This window comes from Bradyrhizobium sp. IC3123, from assembly GCF_020193625.1.
Lineage (GTDB): Bacteria > Pseudomonadota > Alphaproteobacteria > Rhizobiales > Xanthobacteraceae > Bradyrhizobium > Bradyrhizobium yuanmingense.
Window position 1 is genome coordinate 852,334 of sequence record NZ_JADYVF010000003.1, and the last position, 14,197, is coordinate 866,530.

Consider the following 14,197-nt stretch of genomic DNA (forward strand, 5'->3'; position numbering starts at 1 on the left):
CCAATAAGCAGGCTGCGGCACCTGGTCGCTGGCTCAGCGCGTAGGCGCGAATGGTTTTTTGCGCAATCTGGCGCTTTTCCAGTTGCCGCATCCCCGGCGCGCCGACGAAAGTGCGGACCGCAATGAATCGGCAATAGGCGTTCCGGCGATCGATGACCCAGCCGCAGCTCTCATTCGATGGCGACCCGAACGGTGCGGCCTATGAACAATGGCGCGAGCAGTTTTGCCGTCAGGTAGCGAACGTCGATTTCGTGCCGGTTGGTGAAGGGCGCGTTCACCGAACCATTGCGCCTGCCATTCTTCCCCGCCTCAGGCTCTCGGCCTCGTTCGGCACGCCGATGTCCTTCGTGTCATTGGGAACGAACGACGAGTTGGTGATCACGACGTCGCCCAATTCGGCATTGCGTGGGGCCATGGGGAAACGGCCACTGGAGGTCGCCGCCGGCGACATCACGATCGGCGATCCCTCGATCAAGGGGGCCCAAATCACGCAACTGGCGTATGGTAATTTCCAGACCGCGCTGCTGCCGCGAAAGGCCCTGCTGCGCGCCTGCCCGAATGCCGAGGACCTGATCGCGGGGTCGATCTCTGGCGCCAACCCGATCACATCGATGTTCCTGCGATATTACGATCTCGCGCATGCGCACGCGGACAAGCTCGCGCCGGCGGAGCTCGATGCGGTCTCGCAGCACCTGTTCGACCTCGCCGTCCTGATGCTCGGCGCACGCGGCGATGCCGCCGAAGAGGCTCAATTGCGCGGCCTTGCGGCGGCGCGCTTCGAAGCGCTCAAGTCCGACATCCTGGCGCAGCTGGACAGCACCGCATTGTCGCTGTCCGACCTTGCAGCCACGCACCGCATCAGCGCGCGCACGATCCAGTTACTGTTCGAGAAGGCCGGCATCACCTATAGCGGCTTCGTGCTGGAGCAACGATTACTGCGCGCCGAACGACTGCTGCGAAATCCTGCGATGCGCAGCCGCAAGATCATCGAGATCGCGCACCTCGCCGGATTTCACGACGTCTCTTACTTCCATCGCGCGTTTCGCCGCCGTTTCGGAGCGACGCCCGACGACGTCAGGAAGCTGGCTGGCGAGGCCGAATAGGCGAGTTCGCCGCGACGGCGCCGGAACGGCGCCTGCTACGTCCCAAAGCTCTTCTGCACCGCCTTGTCGAGCGTCTCGCCGCCGACGAAGTGCTGGCGCAGCTCGCGCTTGAGCAGCTTGCCGCTCGGATTCTTCGGCAGGGCGTCCACGAAGATCACGCGCTTGGGCACCTTGAAGTGGGCCATATGGCCGGCGCAATGTCTGATGACGGTTTCTTCGTCGAGCTTTGCCCCGGTCTTGACCACGACGATGGCGGTCACCGCCTCGATCCAGCGCGGATCGGGCAGGCCGACGACCGCGACTTCGGAGACCTCCGGGATGCGATAGACCATCTCCTCGACCTCGCGGCTCGCGACGTTCTCGCCGCCGGTCTTGATCATGTCCTTGACGCGGTCGACCACGGTGATGTGGCCTTCCTCGTCGACCGTGGCGAGATCGCCGGAATGAAACCAGCCGCCGGTGAATGCCGCTGCGGTCTTGACCGGATCGTTGTAATAGCCGGAGAGCAGATGCGGCGAGCGATGCACGATCTCGCCGACTTCGCCGACCTTGACGTCCTCCATCGCCGTGTTGACGACGCGCGTCTCGACGTTGAGCACGGGCTTGCCGGCGGAGCCGGCCTTGCGGAGCTGATCCTCCGGCCGCAGCACGGTCGCGAGCGGCGCGATCTCGGTCTGGCCGTAGAAATTCCAGAACTTTACGGCCGGCAGCCGGCGCTGCAATTCGAGCAGCACCTCCACCGGCATGATCGAGGCGCCGTAATACCCCTTCTGCAACGTCGACAGATCAGTCCTGTCGAAGTTCGGCGAGCGCAGCATCGCGATCCAGATCGTCGGCGGCGCGAAGAATGAGGTGATCCTGTGCGCCTGGATCAGCGCCAGGATGTTGTCGGCGGTCGGCTTGCCCGTGATCACGCCGGAGGCGCCGAGATAGACCTGCGGACCCAGGAACACATCCAGCTGCGCACAATGATAGAGCGGCAGAGCGTGCAGGAACTTGTCGTCCACGCTCATGCCGCCATCGATGATGCAGCTGACATACTGCCACATCACGGCTTCATGGGTCAGCATCGCGCCCTTGGGCAGCGATTCCGTGCCCGAGGTGTAGACGATCTGCGCGAGATCGCGGCTATCGACCGAGGCGTCCAGGAACGACCCGTCGGGATGCAATAGATCATCGATGGTGGTGAGGTCGGCAGGCGCCGCGGCCGGATCCTCGCCCGGCAGCCAGATCATCTTCTCGACCGCGCAATCCTTCGCGCTCGCCGCGCGTGCCGGCCCGACGAAATCGGGACCGGTCGCGAGCAGCTTTGCGCCGGAGCTCTTCAGGATGAAGTTGATCTCGTCCGGATTGAGCATGAAGTTGATCGGCACCAGCACCGCGCCGATCCGTGCGGCCGCGAAGCGCAACGCCGCGAAGACGTGCGAGTTGCGCGAGAGCACGGCGAGGCGATCGCCCTTCTCGACGCCGAGCCCAAGCAGGCCGCGGCCGAGCCGGTTGCAGATCGCATCCATCTCGGCAAAGCTCCAGCTGACATCGCCGCAGCTCACGGCGAGCTTGCTCGGCTCACGGCCTGCGGAGCGGCGCAGGAGATCGCCGATGGAATGCTCGCGCGCTTTCGAGATGGTGGCTGCGGTGTCGCCGGTCATTTCTTCCCCGTGGAATTTCGCTCGGCTCAACGCTCGCGAGCTTTCGTGTTTCGCGGAACGTAGTCGGCGCTGTCAGCGACGTCAAATTGCACGGGGCAGATCAAAACTCGCGAAAACAACCCCATGCACAGTAGACGGGGGCTGCAAGATCAATGGGTTAGGTGTGGAGCCGGATTGGGTGCGGGTCGGCAGGCTTTCAGGAGCCAAGAGGCCGAGGAATCGTGGTGACTCGCCTGTCCGGCTCGCCCAAGCGAGCCGAGGCGAATTGGCCGCGATCGTTGCCGCCCATTCCGAATGGGGTCTCTCGCGATTTGCTTCGTCGGGCAAAACAGGAGCATAGTGGCATCATCGCAGGAGGTCGGGCGGGCCGGGATGTGGCGGCGCCTTTCGGCGAGCGAGTTGCGCGGTTGAGGCTCGTCAGGCCTTTTTGTTTTCTCCAACGTTGGCCGATGCACAGTCGGAGTTGGCGCGGTCCAGCACTGTCACCGTGGCGCGGTCCAGCACCGTCACCGTAATGCGCGCCGACCAAGCCCGCGATCACGATTATCCATCAGATCGCGGGTTTGGCACTCCAACCTCAATTGCCCCGCTTGACCAGCGGGCATTCGCTGTCAGCCAGCGAAGCGTAGACTTCGCCGCTTGGGATTTTCTCGAGCACGTTATAGTACTCCCAGGGTGCCTTGACCTCGGACGGATCCTTCACCTGCACAAGATAGAAGTCGTGCACGAGCTTGCCGTCGTCGCGCAACCTCGCGCCGCGTGCGTAGAAATCGTCGACGGGCGTCGAGCGCATCTTCTCCAGCACTGGATCCGTCGCATCCGTGCCTGCGGCAGCGACTGCTTTCAGATAGTGGCTGACGCCGGAATAGACCGCGGCTTGCGGTGCCGTGGGCATGGCGCTGCGAAGCTTGAAGAAGCGCTGGCCGAACGCCCTGCTCTCGTCATCCAACGCCCAGTACCATGCCGTCAGCGTGGTCAGGCCCTTGGCGGTTTTCGGGCCCATCGCATGAACATCAGTGTCGAACATCAGTTCGGCCACCGGCTTCTGGCTTCCCGTGTTCATGCCGAACTCGTTCCATTGCTTCATCAGGTTGACGAGCTGGTCGCCGGCATTGGCGAAGGCGATCGCCTTGGCGCCGGACGCCTTCGCCTGCAGGATGAAAGAGCTGTAGTCCGCGTTGCCAATAGGGTGATACACCGCGCCGAGCGACTTGCCGCCCGCCGCCGCCAGCACGCGCTGCGATTCCGACACCATGTTCTTGCCGAACGCGTAATCGGCCGCGATGAAGAACCAGGTGTCGTAGCCCTGGCTGACCAGGGTGCGGATCGGTCCCGACACCAGATTGTAGGAATCGTGCAGCCACGCCAGGCCGTTTCGCGAACATTGTTTGCCCGTCAGTTCGGTGGTCGCCACCGCCGAGTAGACCGCAATCTTGTTCTTGTCACGCGCCAGCGACTGGATCGCCAGCCCCACGGCCGAATTGGAGACGTCGGCGACCATGTCGACGCCGTCGACGTCGAACCATTTCCGGACAATGCCGACGCCGATATCGGGCTTGTTCTGGTGATCGGCGGCCAAAATCTCGACATTGATCGACGGCACCAGTTTCTGAAAGTCTTCCGCCGCCATCCTGGCTGCCGCCACGGAGCCCGATCCCGACAGGTCGGACAATGGCCCGGTCTGGTCATTGATAATGCCGATCCGGACCACGCGACCGGAGAGTTCGGCGGCGTGGGTGGGCAGAAAAGATGCGATGAAAGTCCCAACGACGAGAAGCGTAGCGATGCGGCCGTGCCAGTTCATGCGAACACCTTTCCAATAAGGGCGCTTGTGCCTTTCCTCCCTGTCTCGAACAGCTTAAGCCGCCGTTGCTCTCGCCTTGAGTTTAGAAACCGCCTTCTGCACCGCGGCTGCGCGCTTTTGCAGCCAAGGTTCGGCCTCGCGGCGCATGCGGGAAATCAGCTCACGCGGCGCATTCTGCACGGTGATGTCGAACGGCGGCTGCGGCTGATATTCCAGCATCAGCTGGAGGTTTTTTGCAACGTCTTCGCCGCAGAGTTCGGCGGCAACCTGAAAACCGAAATCGATACCGGCGGTGACCCCACCGCCGGAAATGCGGTTGCGGTCGACCACGACGCGTTCGTCGACGGCGATGGCGCCAAACGCAGCAAGCTGGTCGCTCATCAGCCAATGGCAGGCTGACCTGTATCCATCGATGAGGCCCGCGGCGCCGAGGATCAGACAGCCGGCGCAAACTGAGGTGATGTAGCGCGCCGATCCACCCTTGTCGCGAACGAAGGCAATCACCTCGTCATCGTCCATGGTGGCGACTTGTCCCGGACCGCCGCCGATGCAGAACACGTCCAGATCCGGGCAGTCGGCAAAGGTCGTGGTTGGCAGCAGCGGCAGACCGACGTCGCTGACGACGGGCTCGATGCGCTTCCACAGCAGGTGCATGCGGACGTTCGGCAGACGGGCAAAAACTTCGAATGGTCCGGTGACGTCCAGTTGCGTCATCCCAGGATAGTACAGAATTCCGATTTCGATCCGCTTGCCGGACATGGAGCCCTCCTAACGTTGGATAACTCATGTTGACAGCGGAGGGCCTTTGCCGAAATGTCATAACACACGCAATTCCTGCCAAGCCTTCCCTGCTCAAGGCGCTGCCAATGGCCCGTTCCGCCCCCCGCCGCGTGGTCTTCGTCCTTTTCGACGACTGTCTGCTGCTCGACTTTGCCGGACCGCTACAGGCCTTCGAACTGGCCTGCGAAACGTCGAAAGCGGGGCGCGCGCCCTATGTCTGGCAGATCTGCTCGTTGAAAGGCGGGTCGGTCAAAACCTCGTCCGGTCTGGAGGTGATGACGACCGCCCTCGCTGACTGCGACCACAAGAACATCGACACCCTCATGGTGGGTGGCGGTCCCGGCGTCCATCGCGCCGCTGCAGAAGCCGCGCTGGTCGATTGGTTTCGCCTGGCAGCGCCGAAGGCAAGGCGCGTCTGCTCGGTCTGCACGGGCACATTCATCCTCGCCGCAGCCGGGCTGCTGCGCGGGCGGCGCGCGGTCACCCATTGGGGTTCCTGTGACCTGCTGCGCGCAAAACATCCCGACGTTTCGGTTCAGGTCGACCCGGTCTTCGTGCATGACGGCGGCATCTGGACATCGGCAGGCGTGACGGCCGGCATCGATCTGGCGCTCACGCTGCTGGAAGATGATCTCGGCCATCGCGAGGCCATGCGCATCGCGCGGCGCCTCGTCGTTTTCCTCAAGCGGCCCGGCGGGCAGGCGCAATTCAGCGTGCCGCTGTCAATGCAGGCCTCGGAAGATCGGGCTCTCGAAAAAATTTCGAGCTGGATGCAAGAAAATCTCGGCCGCGATTTGCGTGTCGAAAGTCTCGCCGAACGAGCGGGCATGAGCCCGCGCACCTTCGCGCGCGTGTTTCGCCAGAAGACCGGCCGCACGCCCGCCAAGGCGGTCGAAGAGCTTCGCGTCGAGGCTGCCCGGCGCGCGCTGGAAGAGTCCGCCTCCCCTATCAAGGAAATCGCCGCGCGCGCAGGCTTTCAGAGCGAGGAGCATCTACGCCGCGCGTTCCGCCGCCGCCTGAACGTGCTGCCGCATGACTACCGGGTTCGATTCCATCAAGGGTAGAGACAACAAGCGACGGGCGGGGTGGCTCGACCTTTTGACGCCATGGGCACCCAACGGGACAATAAGCTACCCCTCCAAAATCGCGACCGCTCGCGTCCATCCCGCCGAGGCTCGCTCGATCTTCACGGGGAAGCATGACACCTTGAAGCCGGTTGGCGGCAGCTGTTCGAGATTGTGCAGCTTCTCGAGATGACAATAGCCGATATGGCGTCCGGCCTTGTGGCCTTCCCAGATCAGGCTGGCGTCTTTCGTCTCGGCGTATTTCTTCGCGGTGTGAACGAACGGCGCGTCCCAGCTCCAGCCGTCGATGCCGGTCAGGCGCACGCCGCGCTCGAGCAGGTACATGGTAGCTTCATAGCCCATGCCGCAGCCCGAGGTAACGTAGTCCTGCCGGCCATATTTGGCGCCGGCGCTGGTGTTGACCACGACGATCTCGAGCGGCTTCAGCTCGTGGCCGATGCGCTTGAGCTCGGCCTCGACGTCCTTGGCCGTCGCGACATAGCCGTCCGGCAAGTGCCGGAAGTCGAGCTTCACGCCGGGCTGGAAGCACCATTCCAACGGCACCTCGTCGATGGTCCAGGACCGCTCGCCGCGATTCATGGTCGGGTGAAAATGCCAGGGCGCATCGAGATGCGTGCCGTTGTGGGTGGAGAGGCTGACCTGCTCCACCGCCCAGCCCTGGCCATCAGGCAGATCCTCGGCCTTCAGTCCATCGAAGAACTGCAGCATGCGCGGCAGGCCCTGCTGATGATTGATGTACTGGATCGTCGGATGATTGCCAGGCGGGTCGGCCGGCACGTCGTTCTGGAGGGGGACGGAGATGTCGATCAGCTTGCTCGTCATGGCGCTTCCTCGTTGATTGTTCTCGTTGGCGGCAGTCAGGCGTCGCTTCAAGCGCGCCTTCAGACGCCCCCTTCAGGTTTCTTGCCGCTCGACGCGATTCTTCAAAATGCCGATCTTCTCGACCTCGAGCTCGATCGTATCGCCATGCTCGAGAAACCAGCCGAGCTCGAGGCCGCAGCCATTGCCGACCGTGCCGGAGCCGATGAATTCACCGGGCATCAGCGTCTCGTCCTGGGAGACGTGCGCGATGATCTCCTCGAACGAAAACAGCATGCCCTCACTCACGCCTTTCGAGCGGGTCTCGCCGTTGACGCGCGCTTCCATCTTCAGCTTGTAGGGATCACCGATCTCGTCCGGTGTCACGATCCAGGGCCCCATCACGTTGCCGCCGTCAAAACTCTTGCCCTTGGCAGGGCCGAGCCGTCCCTCCATCTCGATGCGCTGGGCGTCGCGCGCGGAGAAATCATTGAAGATGGTGTAGCCGAAGATGTGATCCTTGGCTTTCGCGGCGGAAATGTTCGCGCCCTTGTTCTTGGTGATGATCCCGAATTCGAGCTCGTAGTCCATCACCTTGCTGTAGCGCGGCCATTTCACTGTGGTGTTGGTGCCGCGGACGCTGAAGCGGTTGGTGATGTAGAAGATCGGCTGCTTGCGATAGACCTCGGGCAATTCGCCGAGCGGCTCGGCGTCGATGCGCGCCAACTCTGCCATGTCGCCCTTGGCACGCGCGGCGAGCTTCAGCTGCCCGCGCGGCGCCTGCAGGATGTGCAGGGGAAACGACATGCCGTCGCGCATTTGCCTGGGCTCCGGCACCGGCGCGAGGATGTCGACGGCGCTGACCGCCGCCGACAGCGTCGCGTCCTGGCCGTGCTTGTCCAGCAGAGCCCGGGCCCGATCCAGCGCACGGGGCCCGGCGTCGATCAGCGCCAGCATCGAGCCGAAGGCCGGATCGGCCCCGCCGTCCCGTGCGGCCGCGGCAACGAGGTCGAACACCTGGCTGTCGTTGCTGTGGACGGCTCCGATCTTCTCCTGACCGGCCGATCTGAATGTTGCGAGCTTCACCTTGGGCACCCCTTGTCATCGTTTCGAATATATGATCAGATAAAATATCGATAAACAAGAACGAAAAATATAAAATGAGGAGGAGCGCAGTGGGGCGAACGCAGATCACAGCGATGTTGGCAGGTCTCGTGTTGGGGATGTCTGCTGGCTTGACGGCACCCGCGCTGGCGCAGGCCAAGATCCAGATCGGCTGCACCGCGACCTCCGACTGCGCCTCGGCCATGGTCGCGGTCGACGAAGGCATCTTCAAAAAGCACGGGCTGGAGGTCGAGATGACGCCGATCGCGATCAACTCCAACATCCCGGCGGCGATCCTGTCGAATTCGATTCAGGTCGGCGGCCCCACCTCCACCGTCTTCTTGCAAGCCGTGGACGGCGGCCTCGACCTCGTCGCGATCGCCGGCGCCTCGGTCATGAACCCGACCTCCAACACCGCGATCGCGGCCTTCGTCCGCAACGGCATCACCATCAAGGATCCCAAGGATTTCATCGGCAAGAAGGTCGGCGCGCCCGGCCTGAACGCCTTCCTGCACGTACTCTTCGTGAAATGGCTGGTCGAGAAAGGCGTCGATCCCAAAAGCGTCAATTTCGTCGAGGTCACCTTCCCGACCATGGCCGACATCATCAAATCAGGCGGCGTCGATGCGGTGCTCACGGCCGAACCGTTCGTCACGCGCATGAGCAATGCGGGGCTCGGCTCGGTTGGCGCGCGGTACGGCGCCGAGCTCGGCCGCACCGATCCGATCATCTTCTATGCCGCATCGCGCGACTGGGCGGAGAAGAATGTGGCCACCGTGAAGAAGTTTCGCGAGGCCGTCGCGGAGGCCGCCGCGATCGTCAACAGCGACCGCGAGAAGGCCTCGGCCTCGATCGCCAAGTTCACCAAGCAGCCGCTCGATCTCGTCAAGGCGACGCCGCCGAACCAGTCCGAGCCGAACCTCAAGCCGCAAAACCTCAGCTGGTGGATCGAGGTGATGTCGTCGCAGAAGATGCTTCAATCGAAGCTCGACACCGCGAAACTGGTGCTGAACTAAGGGATATCGACGATGCCAGCTCCCGAGCGCACTCTCGAACGCCTGCCGACGGAAGCCGGCACCTTGAGCGAGCGTGCCGCAAACCTCATCGAGCAGGACATCCTGGCGGGAGATCTCGCACCGGGATCGCGGCTGGGCATCCTCGACCTCGTGCAACGTTACGATATCGGCGCCACGCCCCTGCGCGAAGGCCTTTCGCGGTTGATGTCGCGCGGCCTCATCGTCGGCATCGGCCAGCGCGGCTTCCGCGTCGCCGAGGTCAGCCGCGAGGATCTCGCCGACATCACCTGCATGCGGACGGCGGTCGAGATCGAGGCGGTCAAGCTCGCCATCCTCCACGGCGATGCTGCCTGGGAGGCCGGCATCATCAGCGCGCTGCATCAGATGCGCCGACACATCGAGCGCACCGGCGACGAATTCCGCGAGGGCGCGGCGGAGTTCGACCGGCTGCACAAGGGCTTCCACACCGCGCTGCTCGCCGCCTGCGGCTCGCGGCGCATGCTGGCCGCCCACTCCGACCTCTACGACCAGGCCTACCGCTACCGCCGCGTGATGATGGGCGCCATCGACAGCGGCGAGAGATTCATCCGCAGTCACCAGATGCTCGCCGACCTCGTGCTCGCCCGCGACGTGGCCGCCGCGCAAAAAATGCTGGCGGCGCATCTGCACTCGACCATCGATTTCGTCTATCCGCAGGTGAGCGGGGAACAATCATGAGCGTCGTTGCAAGGCTCATTGAGGCGCGCGCCGCGCGGCGGCAGAAACCGCTGATCGCGTTCAATGCCGCGACGCTGCGGCTCGGCGGCAAGACCATCATCGAGAATCTCGATCTTCAGGTGCGGCCGGGCGAATTCCTCTGCATCGTCGGCGCCTCCGGCTGCGGCAAGACCACGGCGCTGCGGCTCGCCGCAGGTCTCTATCGCCCCACGAGCGGCGCGGTGACGTTTGACGGCGAAGAGATCACCGAGCCGCGGCGTGAGGTCGCGATCGTGTTCCAGGATTACGGCAAGGCGCTGTTGCCGTGGCGGACCGCGGCCGGAAACATCTCGCTGGCGCTGGAAGCCTCGCGCGTGCCGGCGCGCGAACGCGGCGCACGCATCGAGGCGCTGCTGCGGAAGGTCGGACTGCCCGGTCATGCCGACAAATATCCGACCGAGATGTCCGGGGGCATGCAGCAGCGCCTGCAGATCGCGCGCTGCCTTGCGCAGGAGCCGACCACCCTGCTGATGGACGAGCCGTTCGGCGCGCTGGATGCGATGACGCGGCAGGGCTTGCAGGACGAGGTCCTGTCGCTGACGCAGGCGAGCGAGACCACCGTGATCTTCGTGACCCACGATCTCGACGAGGCGATCTATCTCGGCGACCGCGTCATCGGCCTCTTGCCGCATCCGGGCCGGATCGGGATCGAGCTCGACGTCGACCTGCCGCGTCCGCGCGACCAGCTCGCCACCCGCGAGCATCCGGAATTCCTGCGGCTGCGCCGGCAATTGTTCGACTTCATCAAGGCGACCGAGCATTGAGCCTCGATCGCACCAAGCCCTTGCTGCTGCCGCTGGCGCTGGTGCTGGCGTTTGAGCTCTGGGCGCGCCTCACCCATCTGCAAAGCGACAGCCTGGCGCCGCCGAGCGCAATCCTCGCGGCGCTGGCCACGGCGCTCGCCGATCTCTCGATCCCGATCGCGACCCGCGACACGCTGTTCGCTGCCTTCGCGGGTCTTTCCATCGGCAGCGCCATCGGGCTTGCGCTCGGCATCGCCTTCGGCATTTCGCGTCCGCTTGACCGGCTGATGGAGGTGACGGTCGAGGCGATCCGCCCGATTCCCTCGATCGCGCTGCTGCCGATTGCGTTGATCGCGCTCGGCTTCGGCTACCGCATGGAGATCGTGATCGTGGCGTTCGCCTGCGTCTGGCCGATGCTGATCATGACCCGCAGCGCGGTGCGCAGCATCGAGCCGCGATTGATGGAAGTGTCGCGGGCCTTGCGGCTGAGCGCGCCGCAACGGATCGCGAAGATCGTGATCCCGGCCGCACTGCCGCGGATCTTCGTCGCCTTCCGCCTGTCGGCCGGGATCGCCCTGATCGTCGCGGTCACCGTCGAGATCGCCATCAACCCGATCGGCTTGGGTGCCGGCATCATGCTGGCACAGCAGGCCCTGCGCGCCGACCTGATGCTGGCCTATCTCGTCTGGATCGGCGCGATCGGCTACGCGCTGAACATGCTGTTGATCGCCGCCCAGCGCCGTCTGTTCGGCCGCGCCGCGCTCGCCGGAGACAATCCATGAAGCGCACCGCGATCCTCTGGCGTGTCGCAAGCGCCCTCGTCGCAGCCGGCTTCATCGCGGCGTGGCAACTCGTCGCCAATCTGAAGCTAGTGTCGCCGGTGTTCCTGCCCGGTCCGGACCGCGCCTGGGCCGCTTTGGTGCGCGGCTTTTCCAGCGGCGATCTCGCGGGCAAGCTGATCGGCACGCTGGAGCACATGGCCTATGGCTGGTTCGCCGCATCGATCGCCGGCATTGCACTGGGCGCGCTGATCGGCTCGTCCAAGATGATGCGCGCCTATGTCGCGCCGTCGCTGGAATTCTTAAGGCCCCTGCCGGTCTCGGCGATCATCCCGGTCGCGATCGCGATGCTCGGGCTGACGCAAGGCATGGCGCTGTTCGTGATCGCCTTCGGCGCGATCTGGCCGATCATGCTCGCCACCATTCACGGCTTTGCCGCAGTCGAGCCGCGGCTCTATGAGGTCGCCCGCTCGCTGCAGATGTCGCGCACCGCAATCATCGCCAAGATCGCCCTGCCCTCGGCATTGCCGGATATCCTCGCGGGCATGCGGCTCAGCCTGACCGTCGCGCTGATCCTCTCGGTGGTCTGCGAGATCCTGGCCGGCCTCGACGGCCTTGGTCACTGGGTGCTGCTTTCGGCACGCGCGTTCCGGTCCGCCGACCTCTTCGCCGGCGTCATCCTGCTCGGCGCGACCGGATATTTGACGTCGATTGCGATGTCACTGGTCGAGCAGCGGCTACTCGCCTGGCAGACCGCGGCGAGGTAGCGCGGCGATCCCATCGCCAAACAAAAACGGCCCGCTTCACGCGGGCCGTTTCCGTCTCGGATCCGGTCAATCCGAATTTGGTTGCGGGGAGGCGCAACACCCGATTGTTGCGATTGATTGAACAGGAGATTCCTAAGCTTGCTGCATAACTGATTCGGACCGGGCCGCTGATTAAGAGACAGCCCCGGGGTGAGAACAATCAATGACTTACTGGTCGCACCACTGGGCTTATCCGACTGAAAGTGGGCATTCGTCGCACGATCTTAGTGATTGCACTGCTTGATATCCGAACACGCGCTACTCGGACTTTACGGGGTCAACTGCGACCAGGTTTTACGCGGCATGGCGTGCCGACCTGGCCCGGGCTGAGGCTTTCAGATTCTAACTGGCCGGGAAGATTTACACTGGCGACGCGCCTCATTACGATCCGAGGCAAACCGGTGGCCAGCTTCGAGGCATTGATAGCCGCCGTCGACGCCGCCGTCCAGCGAGGGCTGTGCGCCTGCCGGGGGCTGTCGCCACCGCCGAAGGACAGCTTGTAGGCGTCAGCGCGTCGCTGCGCGGTTTGACGTCGCCTATGGAACTAGGCTTTGAGCAGCCGTTCGGCATGGTGATTGCGGCGGCGTTCGTTGGAGAGTTTTACCACAGGGACCACATGTTTTCTGAACGTGCGAAGCATCTTCCCGGAACCGAGCCTGCCGTAGCATTATTCGTCGAGTTCTTTCCGAACGAAATCGCGGCGATCCTATCGGGCCGCGCTTGCAAGCCCAACCACGCAATCTGGCTACTTCGAATTCTTCCGCGCCGAAGACGTTGTCGCGAAGTCTCTTGAAATCCTCGGGCGCTTCGGCAACGCCGGCGACATTCCCGTCCTTCGTACCTGGTCGATACACCCTACTCTTGATCGTCTCGCCGTACAGGCAATCAGAATGATCGAAGAAGCACCGCCTACTCAGAAAACGAGCCAGGTCGGATAATTCATCCCGAGGCAGCACCATCATGGTGAGGATTGCCCGAAGCTCCATTTTATAGAGCTTCCGTTTCAGGACCTCCGTAAGGCGGGCGTTCTCACGCTGCCCCTGATCACCTTGGGCTAACTACTCGCCACTCCTTCCTTCATTCCTTGTAGTAATCCTTCATGACCTCGTTGGACCAAGCTGGTTGCGCTATCGCTCCTCGCGGGCCAAATTCTTCCATGTAGGGTTTCACATCGATGACCGGGCTGCTATCGATTGCGTCCAGCCCGCGCACATGGAGTGTGTGGCCCGAAACCCCGAGCAACGCGCAACGTGAGACACCCAGCCGGTTCGGCCGCGACTTGCCGCGCTGGGCAAAGATTCCCACCAAGGGCCAATCCGCTCGCTCCCTCGGGTGCCGCGCGCCCTTCTCTACCGAATCCGGTGGCACCTTGTGCATCAGGAAAACTACTTCAACGTGACAAAACTCCGAGAGCCCCAGTAGCGCGTTTGCACCGAATTGGCGTTGATCGAAGTCGATGTATGATTCCACCGCCCCCCAATGGTCATCTTCAGGTGTCTTACGCGACGACCTGACGGTCGCCACGGGTCGGATGCATATATCCTGCTTCGGTCACGTTGCCCCCTCAACTTCCTGCCAAATCCCGCCTCGCACCAGGGTCTCTCCCGGTTGAACGCGCTGCACGGTCGCGTAGACGGCAGCCGCATCGCACGACAAGCCACTCGCAAGCGTATCCCGCGTGAAGAGCAACATCCGCGAGATCTCCTCCTTTTGTATGTTCGCTTGCAGTAGATCGTGACGATCGGCCCGTTGTCCATGGCGCCGTAATGCCAGC

At 63.5% G+C, this 14,197-nt stretch carries 13 protein-coding genes; 7 read left to right on the forward strand and 6 right to left on the reverse strand.

From position 1 onward, the window contains the following. The first annotated feature begins 152 nt into the window (after positions 1–152). Positions 153–1,103, forward strand: a complete 951-nt coding sequence (locus tag I6F20_RS14075) for an AraC family transcriptional regulator (RefSeq protein WP_225126616.1) — start codon at positions 153–155, stop codon at positions 1,101–1,103. Between the two features lie 35 nt (positions 1,104–1,138). On the opposite strand, the gene I6F20_RS14080 is transcribed toward I6F20_RS14075, so the two are convergent. From I6F20_RS14080 to I6F20_RS14090, 3 genes are all read right to left on the reverse strand, one after another. After that, positions 1,139–2,752, reverse strand: coding sequence for an acyl-CoA synthetase (locus tag I6F20_RS14080; protein ID WP_225126618.1), 1,614 nt, complete (start codon positions 2,750–2,752; stop codon positions 1,139–1,141). A 577-nt stretch (positions 2,753–3,329) separates the two neighbouring features. Further along, the gene (locus I6F20_RS14085) at positions 3,330–4,556 is read right to left on the reverse strand and encodes an ABC transporter substrate-binding protein (RefSeq protein WP_225111535.1); all 1,227 of its coding nucleotides are present in this window, start codon (positions 4,554–4,556) and stop codon (positions 3,330–3,332) included. 54 nt (positions 4,557–4,610) lie between these two features. After that, complete coding sequence (locus I6F20_RS14090; RefSeq protein WP_225111534.1) at positions 4,611–5,315, reverse strand: DJ-1/PfpI family protein; 705 nt, start codon at positions 5,313–5,315, stop codon at positions 4,611–4,613. A gap of 107 nt (positions 5,316–5,422) precedes the next feature. Between I6F20_RS14090 and I6F20_RS14095 the strand changes: the two genes are divergently transcribed. Next, positions 5,423–6,400, forward strand: a complete 978-nt coding sequence (locus I6F20_RS14095; protein ID WP_225126619.1) for a GlxA family transcriptional regulator — start codon at positions 5,423–5,425, stop codon at positions 6,398–6,400. 66 nt (positions 6,401–6,466) lie between these two features. On the opposite strand, the gene I6F20_RS14100 is transcribed toward I6F20_RS14095, so the two are convergent. Together I6F20_RS14100 and I6F20_RS14105 are read right to left on the reverse strand one after the other, a co-directional pair. After that, positions 6,467–7,243, reverse strand: coding sequence for a cyclase family protein (locus I6F20_RS14100; RefSeq protein ID WP_225126621.1), 777 nt, complete (start codon positions 7,241–7,243; stop codon positions 6,467–6,469). Between the two features lie 72 nt (positions 7,244–7,315). Beyond that, positions 7,316–8,305, reverse strand: coding sequence for a fumarylacetoacetate hydrolase family protein (locus tag I6F20_RS14105; RefSeq protein WP_225126623.1), 990 nt, complete (start codon positions 8,303–8,305; stop codon positions 7,316–7,318). 113 nt (positions 8,306–8,418) lie between these two features. Between I6F20_RS14105 and I6F20_RS14110 the strand changes: the two genes are divergently transcribed. The 5 genes from I6F20_RS14110 to I6F20_RS14130 are packed head-to-tail and all read left to right on the forward strand — an operon-like array spanning position 8,419 to position 12,384. Continuing rightward, on the forward strand, positions 8,419–9,339 hold the full coding sequence (locus I6F20_RS14110) for an ABC transporter substrate-binding protein (protein ID WP_311735344.1): 921 nt from the start codon (positions 8,419–8,421) through the stop codon (positions 9,337–9,339). Between the two features lie 12 nt (positions 9,340–9,351). Then, complete coding sequence (locus I6F20_RS14115; RefSeq protein WP_225126625.1) at positions 9,352–10,056, forward strand: GntR family transcriptional regulator; 705 nt, start codon at positions 9,352–9,354, stop codon at positions 10,054–10,056. Next, entirely contained in the window at positions 10,053–10,859 is an 807-nt protein-coding gene (locus I6F20_RS14120; protein ID WP_225126626.1) for an ABC transporter ATP-binding protein, read from the forward strand. The genes I6F20_RS14115 and I6F20_RS14120 overlap by 4 nt, the downstream gene beginning before the upstream one ends. Further along, positions 10,856–11,620, forward strand: a complete 765-nt coding sequence (locus I6F20_RS14125) for an ABC transporter permease (protein WP_109142297.1) — start codon at positions 10,856–10,858, stop codon at positions 11,618–11,620. The genes I6F20_RS14120 and I6F20_RS14125 overlap by 4 nt, the downstream gene beginning before the upstream one ends. Beyond that, complete coding sequence (locus I6F20_RS14130) at positions 11,617–12,384, forward strand: ABC transporter permease (protein ID WP_225126627.1); 768 nt, start codon at positions 11,617–11,619, stop codon at positions 12,382–12,384. The genes I6F20_RS14125 and I6F20_RS14130 overlap by 4 nt, the downstream gene beginning before the upstream one ends. A 1,116-nt stretch (positions 12,385–13,500) precedes the next feature. On the opposite strand, the gene I6F20_RS14135 is transcribed toward I6F20_RS14130, so the two are convergent. After that, the gene (locus tag I6F20_RS14135; protein WP_225126628.1) at positions 13,501–13,947 is read right to left on the reverse strand and encodes an SAM-dependent methyltransferase; all 447 of its coding nucleotides are present in this window, start codon (positions 13,945–13,947) and stop codon (positions 13,501–13,503) included. Between the last annotated feature and the right edge of the window lie 250 nt (positions 13,948–14,197).